The sequence below is a fragment of the Vermiculatibacterium agrestimuris genome (genome assembly GCF_943193085.1).
GTDB classification, from domain to species: Bacteria; Bacillota; Clostridia; order Oscillospirales; family Oscillospiraceae; genus Vermiculatibacterium; species Vermiculatibacterium agrestimuris.
In genome coordinates, this window is the sequence record NZ_CALPCU010000001.1 from 90,208 (window position 1) to 110,634 (window position 20,427).

Genomic DNA, 20,427 nt, shown 5'->3' on the forward strand with positions numbered 1-20,427 from the left:
TGAAACGAGAAGGAGAAATGCAAAATGAAGTTTGGAAAGAAAATTCTGGCTCTCGGTCTTATGGGGGTACTTGCTCTTTCTGTGCTGACAGGCTGCGGAAGTACCGGCGGCACGGTATCCACGGATGGCTCCACCTCTATGGAAAAGGTGATCGGGGCGCTGAAGGAAACCTTTGAAAGCGAAAACAAGTCCATCTCTGTCACATACAACCCCACCGGCTCCGGCTCAGGAATTACGGCGGCGGCGGAGGGGCGCTGCGACATCGGTCTTTCCAGCCGTGACCTGAAGGATGAGGAGATCGCACAGGGGCTTGAGGGCACTGTACTGGCCTACGACGGTATCGCCATCATCGTCAATCCGGAAAATCCTGTCGCCGACCTGGATGTGGAAACCATCGGCAGGATTTTCACCGGCGAGATCACAAACTGGAGCGATGTGGGCGGAGCTGACGCCGAGATCGTCCTCATCGGCAGAGAGGCCGGCAGCGGCACCCGCGACGGCTTTGAATCCATCACCGGCACAAAGGACAGCTGCAAATACCGTCAGGAGCTGACCTCTACCGGAGACGTCATCACCACCGTGGCAGGCAATCCGGCGGCGGTTGGCTATGCCTCGCTCGCGTCGCTTAAGGACAGTGTGAAAGCGCTCACCGTGGGCGGCGTTGCGCCCAGCGACGAAACCATCAAGGACGGCAGTTATCCTGTGCAGCGCAATTTTGTACTGGTGACAAAAAAGGACGAAACCCTCAGTCCTTCGGCGCAGAAGTTCTTCGACTACATCACTTCCGAAGAGGCGGCGGAGGTCATCAAAAATGCAGGCGCAGTGCCTGTGAAGTGATAAACCCATGAAGAACAGAAAAGCGGCTTTTGAAAGATTTGTGTACGGAGTTTTCCTTCTGATTGGGCTTGTGACAGTGGGCTGCGTGCTGCTCATCACCGTATATCTGGTGATCGCCGGACTGCCGGCGATTCGTGAGATAGGGCTTGTGCAGTTCCTGTTCGGGAAGGTGTGGGCGTCCACTGCGGCGGAGCCGTCCTATGGGATATTGCCCTTTATCCTCACCAGTGTTTACGGAACGGCCGGGGCGATTGTCATCGGCGTGCCCGTGGGCTTCCTGACAGCGGTGTACCTTGCAAAGCTGGCTCCGAAAGGGGTGAAATCTGCGGTGGGTACGGCGGTCAGCCTGCTGGCGGGCATCCCGTCGGTGGTGTACGGTCTGGTGGGTATGATCGTACTGGTTCCCGCCATAAGAGAAGCCTTCCGGCTGCCCGACGGGGCAAGCCTTTTTGCTGCCATCCTCGTGCTGGCGGTAATGATTTTGCCCTCCATCGTAAAGGTGTCAGTCACAGCACTGGAGGCCGTGCCAAAAGAATATGAAGATGCTTCCCTGTCTCTTGGTGCGACGCCGGTGGAAACCTATTTCAGTGTGTCTGTTCCAGCGGCAAAAAGCGGCATTGCCGCCGCCGTGGTGCTGGGCGTGGGAAGGGCCATCGGTGAGGCTATGGCGGTCATGATGGTCTGCGGGAATGTGGCGAATATGCCCTCTCTGTTCGGCAGCGTGCGCTTTCTTACAACGGCTGTGGCGACCGAGATGTCTTATTCCTCCGGTCTGCAACGGCAGGCGCTGTTTTCCATCGCTCTGGTGCTGTTCCTCTTTATTATGCTCATCAACGCCTGCCTGAATTTCTTTTTGAAGCGGGATAAGGAGGGAGCCAAATGAGCGGAAAGCGCAAGGCTTATATTACCGTAATGAAGCTGCTGATGTGGCTTTCGGCGGGACTGACAGGCGCATTGGTTCTCTTCCTGGTCGGCTTTATCTTTGCGAAGGGACTTCCCAATATCACATGGGAGCTGCTGACCGAGAGCCCCAGCTACCTGCAAAACAGGATCGGTATTCTGCCGGATATCGTGAACACGGTCTATCTTGTGCTTGCGACCCTTATTATCGTTCTGCCGCTGGGCGTGGGAGCGGCGGTCTATCTGACGGAATATGCCCAAAACCGGCGCATTGTCGGCATAATCGAATATGCAGCCGAAACCCTTTCCGGCATTCCGTCCATCATATATGGTCTTGTGGGGATGTTGGCGTTTGCGAACAATTTCGGCAAATGCCTGCTTGCGGGCGCGCTGACGCTGGTCATTATGAATCTGCCCACCGTGATGCGCACGACACAGGAGAGCCTGAAAACAGTGCCCCAGAGCTATCGTGAGGGGGCGTTTGGTTTGGGAGCCGGAAAGTGGCGGGTCATCCGCACCGTAGTGCTTCCCGGCTGTGTAGACGGCGTTATCACCGGCTGTATCCTCACAGTGGGCAGGATCTTGGGTGAGTCGGCGGCACTGCTGTTTACGGCGGGCTTTGCCCATACCCTTGGCGGTGTTGTAAGCACACTTTTCAGCTCGGGGTGCAGCCTTACGGTGGCGCTGTATGTCTACGCCAAAGAGCAGGGAGAGTTTGAGGTGGCCTTTGCCATCGCTGCGGTTTTAATGATACTGACGCTACTCATCAACCTTGCGGCGGCGCTTGTGAGCAGATATTTTCAAAGGAGGCGAACAGCTTGAGTGCAGTGATCACAGTGAACGATTTATGCCTGTGGTACGGCAAGACCCAGGCACTGAAAAATATTGATATGCAGATCCCGGAAAAGAGCATCACCGCCTTGATCGGTCCCTCCGGCTGCGGGAAATCCACCTTCCTCAAAACCCTGAACCGTATGAACGACCTGATCCCCGAGGTGAGGATCACAGGCGAGGTGCTGTACCGAGAGCGCAGTATTTTTGAAAAATCGGTGGATGTCAACGACCTTCGCAAGAACATCGGCATGGTATTTCAAAAGCCCAACCCCTTCCCCATGAGCGTTTACGACAATATCGCCTACGGTCCCCGTACCCACGGCGTTCGCTCCAAGGCCATGCTGGATGAGATCGTGGAGCGCTCCCTGAAAGGCGCGGCTATCTGGGACGAGGTGAAGGACAGGCTGAAAAAGTCCGCGCTGGGGCTCTCCGGCGGGCAGCAGCAGAGGCTTTGCATCGCCCGGGCGCTGGCAGTGGAGCCGGAGGTACTGCTGATGGACGAGCCCACCTCCGCCCTTGACCCAATCTCTACCGGCAAGATCGAGGAACTTGCCCTGGAATTGAAAAAACGCTATACTATTGTTATCGTGACCCACAATATGCAGCAGGCGGTCCGAATCTCTGACCAGACGGCGTTTTTCCTGCTGGGCGAGCTGGTAGAGATGGGCGAAACGGAAGCTTTATTCTCCCAGCCTCGGGACAAACGCACAGAAGATTACATCACAGGGAGGTTCGGATAATGCGTTCAAGGTTTGATGAGCAGCTCGATCTGCTGAATAAAGAGATGATCACCATGGGCGCCCTGTGCGAAAACGCCATCGCCATGTCCGCCAAAGCTGTGGCGGAAGGCGACCTCGCCCTGACCGAGTCCATACCTGCGCTTGCAGAGCAGATTGGGCAGAAGGAAAGGGAGATCGAAAGCCTTTGCCTGAAACTGCTTTTACAGCAGCAGCCGGTGGCGAAGGATCTGCGCATCATCTCCTCCGCCCTGAAAATGGTCACGGATATGGAGCGCATCGGACATCAGTCTGCTGACATTGCCGAAATCGTCAGGATGGCAAACCTCAAGGTGGGCGGTGATACGGAAGAAGTCCGTAACATGGCGCTTGCTGTGATAAAGATGGTCAGCGAGAGCATTGACGCCTTTGTAAAAAAAGACGACGCTATGGCACAGGCGGTCATCGCCTATGACGATGTGGTGGATGACTGCTTTGACCGTGTCAAAAAGCTGCTGATTGGCCGCTTCAGCCAACCGGGAATCGACGGTGAGCAGACCATCGACCTTTTGATGGTCGCAAAATATTTTGAACGAATCGGGGATCACGCAGTCAACATTGCAAAATGGGTGGAGTTCTCCATTACCGGAAGCAAGGGGTGAAAAAGATGATTTTTTGTGTGGAGGACGACAGCGGAATTCGTGACCTGATGATATATACTCTGAACGCCGCCGGCTTTGAAGCTGTCGGCTTCGGGGATGACGCAGCGTTTTGGGAAGCCATGAAGCGGCAAAGACCGGAGCTTATCCTGCTGGATATTATGCTGCCCGGAGAGGACGGGATTTCCATTCTCAAAAGCTTGCGTTCCCAAATCGTGACAAAGGATATCCCCGTCATTATGGCCACTGCCAAGGGCACGGAATACGATAAAGTAACCGGACTTGACCTGGGTGCGGACGACTATCTTGCAAAGCCCTTCGGCATGATGGAAATGGTGTCGAGAGTCAAGGCGGTTTTGCGCCGTACCGCTCCGAGAGAAGAACGGGAGCCTCTGCGCATCGACGGACTGGAGCTTGACCCTGGGTCCTGCATTGTTCAGATCGACGGAGAGCGTGTGGAGCTTACATTGAAAGAATTTAAGCTGCTGTTCACCTTCATGGAAAACATCGGCAGGGTGTTCAGCCGTGAGCATCTGCTGGAAACCGTTTGGGGGCTGGACTATATCGGCGAAACACGAACAGTGGATGTACATATCGGCACCCTGCGGACAAAGCTGGGGAAATACAGCAGCCTAATTGCAACGGTGCGGGGTATCGGCTACCGTATGGAGGATAAGCTATGACAAAACGGATTTTCCGCTCCATCTGCTTTGTCGCCATTGCGGTTTTCCTTGCCTCCTTAATTCTCATTATGGGCGTGCTGTACAGCTACTTTTCGGGGGTGCAGCAAAGGCAGCTTCAAATGCAGTTAGAGCTTGCCGCACAGGGAGTCACCAATGAAGAAACCGCCTATTTTAGCGACCTTACGGTGCGGGATTATCGTATTACATGGATCGACACAGACGGGACGGTGCTGTATGACAGCGATGCACTCAGTTTGGATATGGAGAACCATTTGGAGCGTGAGGAGATCAAAGAAGCCCTTGCCACAGGCTATGGGGAAAGTAAACGGTATTCCGCTACGCTGATGGATCGCTCTCTTTATGCGGCGCAACGTTTGGAGGACGGAACCGTCCTGCGTCTTTCCATTGCGCAAAGCTCCATTTTAACGCTGGTACTTGGTATGGCACAGCCGATAAGCATTGTCATAGTTCTGGCGGTTGTCCTGTCCGTTGTCCTCGCTGTCCGCCTTTCTAAAAGCATTGTGAAGCCTTTGAATGAAATTGATTTAAATCATCCTCTTTCAAACGAGGGATATGACGAGCTTGCTCCCTTTCTCCGCAGGATCGACAGCCAGCAGAAACAGCTGCGCAGGCAAAAGACACGGCTGGAGCAGAAGCAGGCCGAGCTGGACACCATCATCGGCAGTATGAGCGAGGGTATGGTGCTGCTGAATGAGCACGGAAAAATCGTCAGCATCAATCCCGCCGCCATGGCTCTGCTGGGTGTGGAGAAAAGCCCGGTGGGAGCGGATATGCTGACGGTCAGCAGGAACCTCAGCCTAAACGACATTTTGCGGCAAACCTTGCAGGGGCAAAGCGTGGTTGAGACCGTAAGCCTTGAAACCGGGCAATACCAAATCAGCGCCAGCCCAATTATGTCTGAAGGAAAAGTTGCCGGTGCTGCTCTTTGCTTTTTCGATGTGACCGAAAAGGAAAAGGCGGAGCAGATGCGCCGTGAATTCACATCCAATGTGTCCCATGAGCTGAAAACGCCCCTGCACTCCATTTCCGGCTATGCGGAGCTGCTTCAAAACAACATGGTGAAGCAGGGGGATATCGTCCCCTTTGCGGGAAAGATATACAGGGAAGCCCAGCGCATGACAAGTCTGGTGGAGGATATCCTGAGCCTTTCCCATTTAGACGAGGGCGCAGAGGACATGGAGTGGATAGAGGTCGATTTGTATGAGCTTGCGGCGAAAGCCATTGCCGGTTTGGAGGCGGAAGCGAAAGCAGCGGAAGTGAAGATGTCTCTGCACGGCGAGTATTGCAGCCTGCACGGCGTTCCGAAACTTCTCCACAGTATCCTCTATAATCTTTGCGATAACGCCATCAAATACAATAAAAACGGCGGCGAGGTAACCGTCAGCGTTGAAAGACAGGACGCAAACGCCGTTCTCACCGTTTCCGATACGGGTATCGGTATTCCCGCCCAGGAGCAGGCGCGCATTTTTGAACGGTTCTACCGTGTGGATAAAAGCCGTTCTAAAGAGGTCGGCGGCACAGGGTTGGGACTCTCCATCGTCAAGCACGCTGTACTGATCCATCACGGGACGATCGAGGTGGACAGCGCAGTGGACGAGGGAACAACGATAACTGTCCGCTTGCCGATATAGAAAGGGTTAATCGCAGAGCGCTATGTTGCCCGAATTTGCACCTGAGAGACAAAGTAAAACTTAAAGAAAGTCTTGACAAACAAATGTTCCGTTGTTAAAATATAAGATGTCCGCAAGGAGAAAACCGGGCGATGATAAGGTTTGGTATCGTGCTACGGGGCTGCTCACCCATGAATGAGTATTGACATCCAAATGCCGCCTTTCCTTTAGCTGCGGAGAATCATCCGAACGGTAAACTGAATACTGTGAAATGATTTAAGTATCAAAAATGCAAGCTTAGTGCCTTGGAGCCGCTTGATGCGCTGACTTCCTACGAGCCACTTGACTTTGACATACTCCCAAGGGAGTAGTCTGTCCAAGTGGTGTATGTCAACGGTCAAGTGGCTTTTTGTATTTTCAAGGATCGCATATGCTCATCGGCTCCGGGAAAGGAGGTTCGATGAGCATTTTTTGTTGGCTGAGTTCTGTGGCAAGGTATCCGTAAAATGGGGTCCACGAAAAGTCGAGAGACTTTTTGGGGAGAGGAGAAGCAGCAAAATGAGTGAGCCCTGCCACTTGTGACAGGGCGAAGGATATGGAGCTTGCTTCGACGAAGCGAGCAGACCCTTTGTACTCCCGCAGGAGTCCAAACGGTAGCCTGCCGCCGGATGTCTGCGTCATCTCAGGCGAGCAGTGCGTCTGTACTCCCACAGGTCGTACAAACGCCTCGTTAGGACTCTGTCCTAAAACCTGAAAGGAGAAATGATTATAAGAAAAGGAATCAAAAAGCAGTTCTGGCTGTCCGAAAAGGACGCCGCAGATCTGAAACAAAAAGCCCAAAGGTGCGGCATCACCGAGACCGCAATGATCCGGATGTTGCTTCACAGCTATGAGCCGAGGGAGAAGCCGGACGAGCGTTTCTATGAAGCCATGCGAGAGATGTATGCCATCAGGAACAGCCTGAACCAACTGGCGAGGAAAGCCCATTCTCTCGGCTTCATTGACGCTCCAAAACTGAGAGAAGTCCTCACCGCTTATCAGCATTTTCAGGCAAGCATTGAGGCGGAGTTTCTCCGCCCGGTCAAGAAGGAGATCAAAAAATGATCAACGAACAACCGAAAAAGAAATCAGCGCTGCTGCCCGTCTGTCAGCTCCACGCCTTCGATGGACACCCCTATAAGGTGCTGGACAATGAGGAGATGGCAGTACTCACAGAGAGCATCAAAGAGCAGGGCATCCTGTCCCCGCTCATCGTCCGCCCGCTGGAGAACGGAGAGTATGAGGTCATCAGCGGACACCGCCGGCTTCATGCGGCAGAGAAAGTCGGACTGACCGAAGTACCGGCGCTCATCTATCCGTTAGACCGCAACGAGGCAATCCTTGCGGTGGTAGACAGCAACCTCCACCGAGAGCATATCTTACCCTCCGAAAAGGCATTTGCCTACAAGCTCAAGATGGAGGCGCTCAAGCAGCAGGGCAAACGCACTTTATCGCAAGTTGCGACAAAGACGGATACTGCCGCCGAGATCGGCAAAGAGACCGGCGAGAGCCGTGACCAAGTTTTCCGCTATATCCGTCTGACCTATCTGATCCCCGAATTGCTGGAGATGGTGGACGAGGAAAAGATCGCCCTGACTCCCACTTCCTATCTCTCCGAAAAGGAACAGCGTGATTTGCTGGACACCATGCAATGCGAGGACTGCACACCCTCACTTTCACAGGCACAACAGCTAAAGAAAGCCAGCCAGAAGGGCGAACTTTCCACTGACTATATCTTCGCCATGCTGTCCGAGCCAAAGCCCAACCAGCGGGAGAAAATCACCTTCAAGGTGGACGAACTGCGGAGCTTCTTTCCCAAGCACTACACAACCGAGGATATACAAAAAGCCATCATCGGGCTGATCCTCAAGCAGTATCAGGAGCAGAAAAGGCAACGCTCCCGCAGACGAACAGACAGAGGGGAACGCTGATGAATCAGAACATCATGAAACCGGAGTTTGCTCCTCTTTATGAAAACACTCCTGCCTTCTCCATGAAGATCGGCGGCACAGTTTATGATGTCACCACCCACTGGAACACCGAGGGCAGCCAGACGGTTTTGCAGCAATTCAAGGAGTTGCTGTTGTCGCACCGCACATTGGAAACAGACATCTGAGCATAGTAAAATGAAACTGCCTTTGCTATGCCCGGTTGTCGGAAAGGAGAAGTATTTCAATGACAACAGCAACCAAATTAAACGGGCAGACTGAAAAGATAACCGCTCTCTACTGCCGCTTGTCGCAGGACGATGGCAGAGAAGGAGAATCCAATTCCATCTCCAATCAAAAGGACATTTTGCAAGCCTACGCTCGTCAGAAGGGGTTTTTACACCCTGAGTTTTTCGTGGATGATACAGCTATACTTGGACTAAAGTCAGAACTCCAATAACGGGGTGCGAGTTTAGTCCAAGTTTTTTTATGCGCTGAAACAGCGTAAATCCACTGAAAACAGGAGGTTGAGAACCCGTGTGTAAGATTATCGTGATGGCAAACCAGAAAGGGGGCGTGGCAAAGACCAGTAGTACCCGGAACCTGGCCTACTCCCTGGCGGAGCTGGGGAAAAAAGTATTGGCGGTGGACTTCGACCCCCAAACCAATCTGACGATCAGCTTTGGCGTGGCACCAGCCGCTTTGCAGGAGACGGCGGCCAGCCTGATGATGAAATTAGTCATGGATGAAGTTCTGCCGGAAAAGGCCAGTTACATCCTGAACATAGGCAAGGTGGACCTGCTCCCGTCCAAAAAAACGCTGACCGTGGCAGAGGTGAACCTGTTGATTGAGCGAAAGGACGATTGCCTTGCCAAGCTGCTGGCGCCTCTCCGGGCGGATTATGACTACATCCTGGTGGACACCGGCCCGTCCCTCGGCTCGCTCACCATCAACGCCTTTACTGCGGCGGACGAGATCATCATTCCCGTTGACCCGGAGCTGTTCGCTCTGGTGGGCTTGAAGGAGTTGACGGAAACGATCTCCAAAATCAAGCAAAATTTGAATCCAAAGGTGGAGATCATTGGCATCCTGTTCACGAAATGCAGTAAACGGACAACCCTATACCGCCAGACCAGCGAACAGGTGCGTTCCGTGTTCGGCCACCTCCCCATTTTTGAGAGTCAGATTCCAGCTACCGTTCAGGTGGGGACCGCAAACAGCAAGGGACTCAGCGTGATGGAGCTGGACGCCAAAAGCCCCGCAGCCGCAGCCTATATGAATTTGGCAAAGGAGGTGCTTGCGTATGCCTAACATCAATCCCCGTATCCGTTCTCTGGACGACCTTCTGGGGGTTGCGCGGAAGGTGGAGAACACGGCGGCAACGGAGGACAAGCCTGCCCAGCCTGGAAATAACGAAATTCAAATGCTTCCGCCAGAGATCATCCGTGGTTTCCGGGGACACCCCTTCCGGCTGTATGAGGGCGACCGATTTAATGACCTGGTAGACAGCGTTTCAGAAAATGGAGTTTTGAGTCCCACAATCATCCGAAAGATTGAACCGGATGAAAATGGGTTTGAATACGAAATGCTGGCCGGTCATAACCGCCAAAATGCTGCTATTGCGGCGAAGCGCCTACTTCCCTGTATCGTTAAAGAGAATCTTTCCGATCAGGACGCATGGATTTATGTCATTGAAACCAATGTCCTGCAACGGTCCTTCTCGGAAATGTTCCCGTCTGAACGGGCGGCTGTGCTGGCCCTGCGCTACTCCAAGATGATTTGTCAGGGGCGCCGGAACGATATTATCGAGGAACTGAAAAGACTGGAAAACCCTGATGAAATCAGGGAAAACAAGACTTGTGGCATTGACTGCCACAAGTCCAAAAGCCGGGATGTTGTGGGGGCTGAGTACAACCTGAAAGGCCGTGCTGTGGCGAATTATCTCCGCATCAATGAATTATCTGCCGCCTTGAAAATCAGGATCGACGATGGAGAATTTACGATTGCGGCGGCGGTTCAGCTCTCCTATCTGGCCCAAGAGGAACAGCAGATGGTGGAGGCAGTTCTGTCGGAAAGCGAGTATAAGGTCAACGAGGGCAAAGCTGTTCTGCTGCGGGAATACACCGGCAAGCTGACCCCGGAACGGGCGGAACAAATCCTCTCCGGCGAGTTTAATCGGAAGCCCAAGAAATCCACGGCTGCGGCGTTCAAAGTCAAACCGGCGATTTACAAGAAATACTTTACCGCCAGCATCAGCCAGAAAGAATTTGACAGTATTGTAGACGAGGCCCTTGCCCTCTACTTTGCCCGTAAAGAGGCCACAGCCGTCTAAACTGGAAAACCACCACAGGAAGGAGGAGCCTATTGAGAAACGATGAACGCCTGCGGACGATTTATGAGGTCATGGCCCCCTATATCGTCCGCAGCGAGAGGAACTGGCGGGATTACCTGGCCTTTGCGTCCCGGTTCCACAAGCAGAGCTTTGACAATATTCTGCTGGTCTACGCACAGGACGAGGATGTAACCATCCTTGCCACAAAAAAACAATGGGCTGGCGTGGGCCGGAATCTAATTTCCCGGCCAAAAGGGATTGCCGTCTGCGTTTACAGCAACGCCCGCCTTACGCTTGACTATCTCTTTGATATAAGTCAAACTGTGGGCAAGGAGATTCATCCCACCAACTGGCAGCTTTCCGATGAGATGCAAAAGGCTCTGGGGGAACGGCTTACCTTCTCACATGGGTTTCAGGCACAGCCGCTCCCAGACCTCTTGTACGCCCTGGCGCGTGAGGCCGTCAATGACAACTACGAGCATTATTTACAGGGGCTTCGGCAGGAAACAAAAAACCATCTGTTTGAGGAAATACCGGCTGGCGGCTTTGAAGCACAGTATATCCAGCTTTTGAGCGACAGCGTTTCCTATTTCATCGGTAAAAAGTGTCACTTGCCAGATGAGGCGATCCGCATGGGCGATGGGATGGCGACAGTCAGCCATTTTAATACGGTTCCACTGGTTGCCCATCTGGGTATGGCAGTCACATCCATTTCAAAAGCAGTGCTTTTGGAGATGGAGCGGAACATCAGGATCATCAATCGAGAAAGGAAGGAAAAACATGAACAAACCGAACATCAATCTGCATTACAAAGAACAGGACGGGATGCTTCTCCCCGACCTGCAAATTTCCAACAGCAACGAGGCGGACAAGCCCCTGGGCCGGTACGGGCGGATGGCGCTGGAATATCTCAAGGACAACCAGCCGGAGCGATATACGATTTTGAAAATGGATGGCAGTCTGATGGAGGTCATGCACCGGGTACAGAACGAGGCCACGGAGAAGATCGAGGCCCTGACCCAGCAGATGCTTCAACAGGAGCCGATGCCGCAGACCGAGGATATTCTGGAGCGAACACGCCACCTGAACAATCTGAAGCTGATGGCGGAGGAAACGGTACTCCAGACCATCGTGCTGATCCCCCGCTGACCGAAGAACAACCGCATACCGAGGCGCCGCAAGGCGCGGAGCATGAAGGAGAGCCGCCCGCACAGGACGGCTCTCTTTCTGCTTCCCCGAAGGTTGAACATCACTTTTCTGATGAAGAAGTCCGTCGCCACTATGAGCATATCCTGACCAGCACCGACCTCTATCTCCCTGAACTCCATCAAGCGGTGCGGGCGGTGTTGGCGGATGGCGTTACAGACTACAACTGGACGGAAAAAGGCCGGGAGGTCTGCGGCCTGTTCTCGGCCTATGGGGACCGGGAGTTTCAGGGCGAGGTGCTGTACCGCACAAAGCTCCGTGGAGAGGACGGCATTTCCTTTTATTTTGATGATGGCTACACCTACTTCCCCTGGCCCAGCCTTGCCAATCTGCTGGACGCCCTGATCGAAGCGGGCGCTTACCCAGATATAACTGCGGAGAAAGAACCTGACCCTATTGGGGACTACAATATCCCGGCTGAAGTAGAAGAAATGGGCGGCGCCCCGCAAAGGGAGATCGGGCAAGCCGACTATGACTATGTTTTGGGTGCTGTGGCTTATGAAGCAGGTGAAACGGCGGAAGAACCCGTCCGCCCGCAAGCGGTATTTACAGAAATCAAGGGAATCCCAAAGGCGGATGAAATAGAGGCCTTTGTCCCAAAGCCGGTTGCTGGCGGGCAACAGGTCATTGTGGCAGGAGGTCAAACCAATCTGATTCCACCAGCGGAAGAATCTCCATCCCCACATAAATCCAGAGGGAATACCACCGCCCACAAAAACTTCCAGCGTTTTCAAAAACTGTTCCCGGAGATCGTGTCCGGCCAGTATGAATCTCTGCGTTTGGAGGCTGGGGACGCCTATGATCCCCTGGTGATCCACCACAAATACGGCGATCACTACTGCATGGAACATTACTATATGCAGAATGGCGACCGAATGTATGACCCCTATATGGACTTCCTGATCGACCGGGAGACTGGAACTCTGCGGGCGTTCAGCTATGAAAACAGCGGCATCGGCGTGTATCAGGAGGCGGACCCCGCAGACCCAGCGCAGGAAAAGAAAATTGCCGGGTTCGGCCAGTTCTTCGCCACCTGGCTGAACAACATCGCCAGTCAGGACTATGAGCCTGTACGCGCTACTATGCTGGTCAATGATGAGGAAGTGGATGTGGAGCTGCGGCCAGCCCCCGAAGCAGCTCCGGCCGCAGCGGATGAGGAACCGGAGCAGCTTTCCCTGCTGGCCTCGCCGTCTGAAAGAAGCCCGGAAGATCTGCTGATTGAGCGCGCTATGCTGCGTGGGCCTCTGGTTACACAGAAAAAAGATCGTATCTACGAATTTGCCCGGACCCATCCCACAGGCTCGGCTTTTGCCTCTTTCCTGAAAGAGATGTACGGCTACGAGGGGTTTCCTGATGAAGCGGCGGGGCTTGACTATGTGTATTCCGGTACGGACAGCATTGAGCTGCACTGGACCGATGAACATGGGGAAAAGAGGGAAACCAAGCTGTCCTGGCCGCAGGCTGCCGGTATTGTTCAACGCCTGGTGGATGAGGGGCGCTATCTGGAGGCCCCTGCCGTCAGCGAGCCGGAGCAGAAGGATGAGACGCAGCCGTTCAGCGCCGAATACCGTCTGTTAGACCGTCTGTGTGCTGACTGCGAGTATTTTCTGGGTGAAGGGCAGCGGGCGGAAAAGCACCTGTGGGCAGGCAGTGTGGAGGCGCAGATCGCCAAAATGCGGGAGCTGTACGCTCAACTGCCGGAAAAACCGGATTGGCTCTCCCCGGAAACCATCGACGCTTACGCCCGCCGCATGGCAGCCCCGGAGCAGCCAGAGGAAACCCGGATACTTGATGAATCGCTGGGCGCCCACAGCGGTCAGATTGATATGCTCATGCAGGCCGTCCGTGGGGAACTGACAGTGGGCACCCTGCGGTACAGCATTTTCGAGGAACGGCCCCATATCAGCATGATCGAGGTGCTGGAGGATTACCGCCGTCAGGGGATCGCCACTCAAATGCTCCGTTATCTGCAAGGACAGTATCCCGATGAAGAAATCGAGTGGGGCTATCTGACGGAGGACGGTTCCGCCCTCTACCGGGCGGTGGTGGACGAACAGCCCAACCCGGAATATCAAAAGGTCAAGACCGATTTGGAGGACATTACCCGCCTGTACGACGGCTATGTGCAGCGGATGGACAACGGCGCCATCCTCTCCCCAGCGGAAGCCGCTGATATGGATGATCTGGAGGACATTCAATACCGGCTGGAAAAGGAACTGGACGAGCTTCGGCCTGTGCGGGCTTTGGTCCGCATGGAGAGTGCGCCGTCCACTCAACCAGAGGAAAGGCCGGTCACTGAACCGCCCGCCAATCCCCGGTCGGAGCCGCCCGTTTCCCGCAACTTCCGCTTCTCCGCAGATTATGACCTCTATCCCGGAGGCGCCAAGACCAAATATAAAAACAACATCCTGGCGATCAAGACCTTGAAGCAGATCGAGGCGGAAAAGAGGACCGCCACCCCGGAGGAACAAATCACTCTTGCCCGTTATGTGGGCTGGGGCGGCCTTGCCAACGCTTTTTCCGATAAAGCGGCCGGATGGGAAAACGAATATCAGGAGTTAAAGGCCCTGTTGACCGATGAAGAATATAAGGCAGCCATGCGCTCCACCATCACCGCCTACTACACCGAGCCGGAGCTGATCCGCTATATGTACCGCGCTTTGGAGCGGTTCGGCTTTGAGGGCGGCCCCGACCGCAGGATTCTTGACCCCGGCATGGGGACCGGCAATTTCTATTCCGTGCTGCCGGAGCAGTATCAGGGGACCAAGCTGTACGGTGTGGAACTGGATTCCATCACCGGGCGTATCGCAAAGCAGCTCTATCCAGAGGCGGATATTTCCGTTATGGGCTACGAGGCAGCCAAATTCGAGGACAACAGCTTTGATGTGATCCTGGGCAACATCCCCTTCAACAGCGTCAAAATCTATGACCGCCGCTACAATGAACTGAACCCCTATATTCACGACTACTTCTTCATCAAGTCCCTGGACCTTGCCAAACCGGGCGGCATCATCGCCTTTATCACCAGCAAGGGTATCCTGGACCGAAAGGACGAGAGCCTGCGGGAATATATCGCACGACGGGCAGAGTTCATCGGCGCCATCCGTCTGCCCAATACGGCGTTCAAGGCGCTGGCGGGAACCGAAGTGACCGCGGATATTGTCTTTTTGAAAAAGAGGGCGGCCCCCATGCAGCTTGACCGGGCAAACACCCCATCGTGGATACAGACAGACATGGAACGGGGAAAATGGATTCCCTACAACCGCTACTTCATGGACCACCCGGAAATGCTCATGGGCAAGATGGAGAGCAGCCGGAATATGTACGGCAATGAGGATGGCACGGCTTGTATCGCGCCGGAGAGTTTCGATCTGTATGAACACCTCTCCGACGCGCTGGAAAGCCTGTCCGCCCATTTCAGCGCAGAGCCGGATGTGGAACCGATAGAAGAAGCGGAGGAAGAACAGCCGACCGATTATGAGGACGCCCCCGAAGGGACCCGGAATTTTACCTTTGTGGTGAAGGACGGCGAAATCTACTACTGCGAGAAGAACAGGCTGATTCCCCAGCCCTACACCGGCATGAAGGCGGCCCGCATCAAGGGCCTGTGCGAAATCCGTACCGCGCTGCTGGAGGTCATCAGCATCCAGTCCCATGAGTATGACCCTCTGGACCTCCGCAAAGCGCAGGATAAACTCAATCAGGTCTATGACCGCTTTACCGCCAAGTATGGAGCCATCAACAGCAAGGGCAATATCCTCGCCTTTTCCGATGACGATCAATTCCCCCTGTTACGCTCCATTGAGGACGAGCGAAAGGATAAGAGCGGCTGGGATAAATCAGCTATCTTCCATAAGGCGACCATCCGGCCCTTTCGGGAGGTCAACCACGCTGATACCGCCGAGGACGCCCTGCAAATCTGCCTGAACCGCAAGCTGCGGGTGGATCTCTCCTATATGTCCTTCCTGACCGGGAAAACCACGCACGAACTGGCAGAGGAGCTGGGCGGCCGCATCTATCTCAATCCGCAGAAATACTATGGGAACCCGGATGAGGGCTGGGAACTGGCGGAGGAATACCTGAGCGGCCATGTGCGGGATAAGCTGCTTTACGCAAGGCAGAGGGCGACGGAGGAGCCGGAGCTGTTCGCCCGGAATGTGGAGGCGCTGGAAGCGGTACAGCCGACACCTCTTACCCCTGCCGATATTGAGGTGAATTTGGGCGCCATCTGGGTGCCGGTTGAGTATTACCGCCAATTCATGTATGAAACCTTCCAGACCAGCGGCTATGTCAAAGTGATTGACGGCGGGGATAACCGGCGCCGCATTGATATTGAGTATTTCCCTTATACCACCACCTGGCGGATCAGCAATAAAACCTTTGAACCCAATTCCGTGACGGTGAATCAGACGCTCGGCACAAGCCGAAAAAACGCCTACGAGATACTGGAGGACTGCCTGAATATGCAGTCCACAACCGTCCGTGACCGGCAGGAATATACCAATGACAGGGGCGATAAGGCGGTCCGTTATGTCATCAATCCGAAGGAAACCATGATCGCCCGCGCCAAACAGCAGCAGATTCAGGAAGCCTTTGCCTCCTGGATATGGAGGGAACCGGAGCGCCGGGACGCCCTGCTCAAGCTGTATAACGATACCTTCAACACCGTCCGGCCCCGTGAATACGATGGGAGCCATCTGGTGATCCCCGGCATGAACTCCGAGATGAAGCTGCGGAAGCACCAGCTTGACTTTGTTGCCCGTGTCATTTACACCGGCACAGGGCTTGCGGCCCATGAGGTGGGCGCCGGGAAAACCGCCGCGCTGATTGCGGCCGGGATGTACCTGAAGAACCTGGGCGCGATCCACAAGGCGGTGTTTGTGGTCCCCAATCCCCTTGTCGGCCAGTGGGCGACCGAGTTTTACCGCTTTTTCCCCAATGCCAATCTGCTGGTGTCCACGGTGGAGGACTTCACCCTCAAGAACCGGAACCGCTATATTTCCAAAATCGCCACCGGAGAATACGACGCGGTGATTCTGGCGCACAGCCAGTTTGAAAAAATCCCTATCTCAAAAGAGCGGCAGATCATGCAGTTGGAACAGCAGATTAACGAGATCGAGGCCGCAATCAGTGAAATGAAATATGAAAAGGGTGAAAACTGGAGCGTTAAGCAGATGGCGATTTTCCGGGGCAACCTGGAAGCCAAGCTGGAAAAGCTGTCCGCCGAGGAAAAGAAAGACGACCTTCTGACCTTTGAACAGCTCGGCGTGGACATGATGTTTGTGGACGAGGCTCATTTTTTCAAAAACTGCTTTGTATTTACAAAGCTGCGGAATGTGGCGGGCATCACCACCTCCTCCAGCCAGCGGGCCTTTGATATGCTGCTGAAATGCCAGTATTTGCAGGAAGTAAACAATGGACGGGGTGTGATATTCGCCACTGGAACTCCTATCAGCAACTCTCTTTCGGAGATGTTCGTTATGCAGCGATATTTGCAGCCGCAGGAATTGGAACGGTTCGGCTGGTCCTATTTTGATACCTGGGCCGCTCATTTTGGAAAACGGACCTCCGCTTTGGAGATCAAGCCAGAGGGCGGCGGCTACCGGATGCGGGATCGTTTTGCAAAGTTCTATAATATGCCGGAACTGATGGCTGTTTTCCGTGAGGTTGCCGACATCAAGACTTCTGATATGCTGGATATTCCGGGTTTACCTTCTGTTCACGGCGGCAAGGCAGAAATTATCACCACAGAAACGACTCCTGCACAAAAAGCGATTATGGCGGAGTTTATCCTGCGGGCAGAGGCAATCCGCGCTGGCCGCGTAAAGCCGGAAGAAGATAATATGCTGAAGCTGACCAGCGAGGCCCGTATGATGGCGATTGATCCCCGTCTGGTAGACCCCAATGCGGGAAATGACCCCGAAAGTAAATTGAATGTCTGTATCAATGAGGTCTATTCACTTTGGGTGGATACCAAGGAGCAGAAATCAGTCCAGCTTATCTTTTGCGATGTAGGGACCCCCAAACCCGGCAGATTTAATGTGTATGACGAAATAAAACGAGTTCTGGTGGAGAAAGGGGTCCCGGAATCAGAGATTGCCTTTGCCCATGACGCCGCTACCGAAGCTCAAAGGCAAGCATTGTTTGAACTCACCCGTAAAGGTGATATTCGCATTTTGGTAGGCAGTACTGGTAAACTTGGAACTGGTGTAAATGTCCAAGACAAAGTAATTGCCATCAATCACTTAGACTGTCCCTGGAAGCCTTCTGATATTACTCAGCGGAATGGGCGCGGGGTCCGGCAGGGCAACGAAAACCCAGAGGTTATTATCAAACAATTTGTAACGAAAGGTACATTTGACGCCTACCTCTGGCAGATACAGGAACAGAAACTGCGCTATATCACACAGATTATGACAGGCAGGAGTATTGCACGATCCTGTGAGGATGTAGACGAAACCGTGCTTTCCGCCGCGCAGTTTAAGGCGGCTGCCACAGACAATCCCATGCTGGCGCAGAAGATGGAGCTGGAAAACCGAGTGACGGAGCTGAAAATCCTGCGGGGCGCGTGGAGCAACGAGCAACTCTCTTTGGAGCGGAAAGTAAATACGACCTACCCCAGCCACATCCAGCAGTACCAGCGCCAAATTGAGCAGATCAGGCAGGATATAACCCTGTTGGAGCAATCCAAGGCCGGGGACTTCTCTATCATGCTGGATGGGAAGCAGTACACAGAACGCCCAGCGGCGGGCGATGCGTTTGCCCTGCTTTACCGCACGATCAATGAAAACCACGCAAAGGATGACTTTGAGTTTGAAATTGGCTCTTACCGTGGATTTAGGCTCTGCCTTAACCTTCATCCGCTTTCGCGGGGAATCATCCTGCGGGGAACCTCCCGGTACAGTACGGACATCGGTTCTTCTGGACAGGGAACGATTACCCGCATTGAGAACCTTGCAGAGCGTATCCCGTTTTACCTGGTTAATACTCAGCGGGATTTGGAGGAAGCAGAAAAGCAGTTGGAGGCTGCCCGTCAGCAGATGGGCCAGCCTTTTATTTATGAGGAAGAACTGTCCGAAAAGGTTGCTGCTTTGACGGAGATCAACACAAAGCTGGAGTTTGAGTCTTTGCAGGAGCAGGAAAGCGAGGTGATTTTAGATGAGGATGGAGAACGATCTGATTGCAAGAAAGCTCAATCTGCTGACTGTGTTCTTCCCAGCGCTGGCACCGAGTTATAAGGAAATTATTTTGAACTCATTTGACCAGTATTCGCTGTTGAAAGCGTATGTACGCCGGATCATGGATAGCTACCCTGGTATACAGGCAGAAGATCACGAAAAACTGGAAAAGGCTCTTACACAATCTCTACGGGATTCGGAAGTGGACTGTATCCATAAATACCTGTCTGCCAAATTCAGCGATGAAGCCATTGATGCGCTGGTAAAGGAAATGGAGGGGCGGCATGATGAATGAAAAGCATTCCTCCGTCTGCTATATCTTCCGGGAGGGCGCCTTCTCCCCGGTGAAAGAGGGCAAACCGTTCCGCAACGATTTTGGTCTGGATCTGTTTCAGTACAAGGGCGCCGTCTATGAGGGCAGGACGGGTTTGCATCTCTGTCCCTTACAGGAGGCGGAATACCTGGACCTGTTCATCAAGTCGCATGGCGGGATCGAACAGGTCCAGCAAATAATTACCCGCAGTTTAGAGCGAACGGGCCTCTCTCCCCGCTACGCCCGACCAGATGAAAAGAAAAAGGACATCTTCCCGCCAAAGGAAAAGGATGAAAACCGGGTGTTTGCCAAAGACCTGATGGGCAATAAGCATTACTACTACCGCTTCTACAATGAGAATGGTATTGAACTCTACACGATGGAAAAGAAACGGGAGTTCTTTCAGACCATTTATGTTCCGTGCGATGGCTTCATGGTGGGAATCGACCAGAGACACCGGCTGGAGGAAATCCTGAAATGGCTGCCCACGCTGAAGCAAGGCATCCGGGGTGAGATCGAACGGGTTTTTAATGAGAGTATGGGCGATCCGAAACGGTGGGCTGACCTGGGCTTTGCCAATCTGCTGGGACGGTACTATGAGGCAAAACGGCACAATATTCCATTAGAAGCAGAGCGCAGGCAGCGGGAAGAACGATGGGCGGCAGAGCGTGAAGCAGAGAGGCGCCAGCGTGAACAGGAACAGCAGGCCCGCTATGATGCCGCTATCCGGGAGGCAGAGAAAGATATTCTGGCGGGAAAGGAGGTGGTGAACCGGGAGGTCAACGGCAAGGCCCTGATTATGCAGCTTTTCCGGGAGCATGAAATACCTGTCCCTCTCAAAACACAGGGCTGGATCATCAATGCGCTGCACAGCATCCGCTATTCCCCGGAGAGCGGACAGTGGGACTACCGTTATTATAAAGGCAGCCGTGACAGCACAAAAATGTTTGAACTGCTCCCGAAGCTGTCAGCGGCAATTCAGACCAAGCAGCAGTTTGAAGAACGGGGCGAGGCCAGCCCAGAGGCCCCCGCTGCTGTGGCCGAAGATGAGCAGGATATGGAACTGTAAACCTGATTTGAAAAAGGAGTGCGTATGAAAAAAGTGCTTGTTGGTATTTCCGCCGCTGCCGCCGTGATCGGCGGCTTTTTCTATTTTGCCTGGTACCGGCAT

General features: G+C 53.8%; 17 protein-coding genes. All 17 read left to right on the forward strand.

What is annotated here, in order from left to right:
• Positions 1-24 precede the first annotated feature (24 nt).
• Positions 25-837, forward strand: coding sequence for a phosphate ABC transporter substrate-binding protein (locus tag NFR87_RS00420; RefSeq protein WP_420910696.1), 813 nt, complete (start codon positions 25-27; stop codon positions 835-837).
• 7 nt (positions 838-844) lie between these two features.
• The gene (gene pstC, locus NFR87_RS00425; RefSeq protein WP_251444911.1) at positions 845-1,720 is read left to right on the forward strand and encodes a phosphate ABC transporter permease subunit PstC; all 876 of its coding nucleotides are present in this window, start codon (positions 845-847) and stop codon (positions 1,718-1,720) included.
• Positions 1,717-2,559: a phosphate ABC transporter permease PstA gene (gene pstA, locus NFR87_RS00430; protein ID WP_251444914.1), complete on the forward strand. Its 843-nt coding sequence runs from the start codon at positions 1,717-1,719 to the stop codon at positions 2,557-2,559. Before pstC ends, pstA begins: the two co-directional genes overlap by 4 nt.
• A complete protein-coding gene (gene pstB / locus NFR87_RS00435; protein WP_251444917.1) occupies positions 2,556-3,311 on the forward strand; it encodes a phosphate ABC transporter ATP-binding protein PstB in 756 nt (251 codons plus the stop codon). Before pstA ends, pstB begins: the two co-directional genes overlap by 4 nt.
• The gene (gene phoU, locus NFR87_RS00440) at positions 3,311-3,949 is read left to right on the forward strand and encodes a phosphate signaling complex protein PhoU (protein WP_251444919.1); all 639 of its coding nucleotides are present in this window, start codon (positions 3,311-3,313) and stop codon (positions 3,947-3,949) included. The genes pstB and phoU overlap by 1 nt, the downstream gene beginning before the upstream one ends.
• Before the next feature lie 5 nt (positions 3,950-3,954).
• Positions 3,955-4,629 (forward strand): winged helix-turn-helix domain-containing protein, encoded by a 675-nt coding sequence (locus NFR87_RS00445; protein ID WP_251444922.1) that lies wholly within the window; start codon positions 3,955-3,957, stop codon positions 4,627-4,629.
• A complete protein-coding gene (locus tag NFR87_RS00450) occupies positions 4,626-6,281 on the forward strand; it encodes a sensor histidine kinase (RefSeq protein ID WP_251444925.1) in 1,656 nt (551 codons plus the stop codon). The genes NFR87_RS00445 and NFR87_RS00450 overlap by 4 nt, the downstream gene beginning before the upstream one ends.
• Before the next feature lie 741 nt (positions 6,282-7,022).
• A complete protein-coding gene (locus tag NFR87_RS00455) occupies positions 7,023-7,364 on the forward strand; it encodes a plasmid mobilization protein (RefSeq protein WP_251444927.1) in 342 nt (113 codons plus the stop codon).
• Positions 7,361-8,230 (forward strand): ParB/RepB/Spo0J family partition protein, encoded by an 870-nt coding sequence (locus tag NFR87_RS00460; RefSeq protein WP_251444930.1) that lies wholly within the window; start codon positions 7,361-7,363, stop codon positions 8,228-8,230. The genes NFR87_RS00455 and NFR87_RS00460 overlap by 4 nt, the downstream gene beginning before the upstream one ends.
• The gene (locus tag NFR87_RS00465) at positions 8,230-8,415 is read left to right on the forward strand and encodes a hypothetical protein (RefSeq protein ID WP_251444933.1); all 186 of its coding nucleotides are present in this window, start codon (positions 8,230-8,232) and stop codon (positions 8,413-8,415) included. The genes NFR87_RS00460 and NFR87_RS00465 overlap by 1 nt, the downstream gene beginning before the upstream one ends.
• A 59-nt stretch (positions 8,416-8,474) precedes the next feature.
• Complete coding sequence (locus tag NFR87_RS00470) at positions 8,475-8,687, forward strand: recombinase family protein (protein ID WP_251444936.1); 213 nt, start codon at positions 8,475-8,477, stop codon at positions 8,685-8,687.
• A gap of 77 nt (positions 8,688-8,764) precedes the next feature.
• Positions 8,765-9,538: a ParA family protein gene (locus NFR87_RS00475; protein ID WP_009260039.1), complete on the forward strand. Its 774-nt coding sequence runs from the start codon at positions 8,765-8,767 to the stop codon at positions 9,536-9,538.
• Positions 9,531-10,559, forward strand: a complete 1,029-nt coding sequence (locus NFR87_RS00480) for a ParB N-terminal domain-containing protein (protein ID WP_009260038.1) — start codon at positions 9,531-9,533, stop codon at positions 10,557-10,559. Before NFR87_RS00475 ends, NFR87_RS00480 begins: the two co-directional genes overlap by 8 nt.
• An 825-nt stretch (positions 10,560-11,384) precedes the next feature.
• Positions 11,385-11,708 carry a TnpV protein gene (locus NFR87_RS00485; RefSeq protein WP_236940252.1) on the forward strand — a complete coding sequence of 108 codons (324 nt, stop codon included), beginning with the start codon at positions 11,385-11,387 and terminating at the stop codon, positions 11,706-11,708.
• Positions 11,705-19,003: a GNAT family N-acetyltransferase gene (locus tag NFR87_RS00490; protein WP_065535721.1), complete on the forward strand. Its 7,299-nt coding sequence runs from the start codon at positions 11,705-11,707 to the stop codon at positions 19,001-19,003. Before NFR87_RS00485 ends, NFR87_RS00490 begins: the two co-directional genes overlap by 4 nt.
• Complete coding sequence (locus NFR87_RS00495) at positions 18,930-19,238, forward strand: hypothetical protein (RefSeq protein WP_140402456.1); 309 nt, start codon at positions 18,930-18,932, stop codon at positions 19,236-19,238. Before NFR87_RS00490 ends, NFR87_RS00495 begins: the two co-directional genes overlap by 74 nt.
• Positions 19,228-20,325 carry a hypothetical protein gene (locus NFR87_RS00500; protein ID WP_243282745.1) on the forward strand — a complete coding sequence of 366 codons (1,098 nt, stop codon included), beginning with the start codon at positions 19,228-19,230 and terminating at the stop codon, positions 20,323-20,325. The genes NFR87_RS00495 and NFR87_RS00500 overlap by 11 nt, the downstream gene beginning before the upstream one ends.
• Positions 20,326-20,427 lie beyond the last annotated feature (102 nt).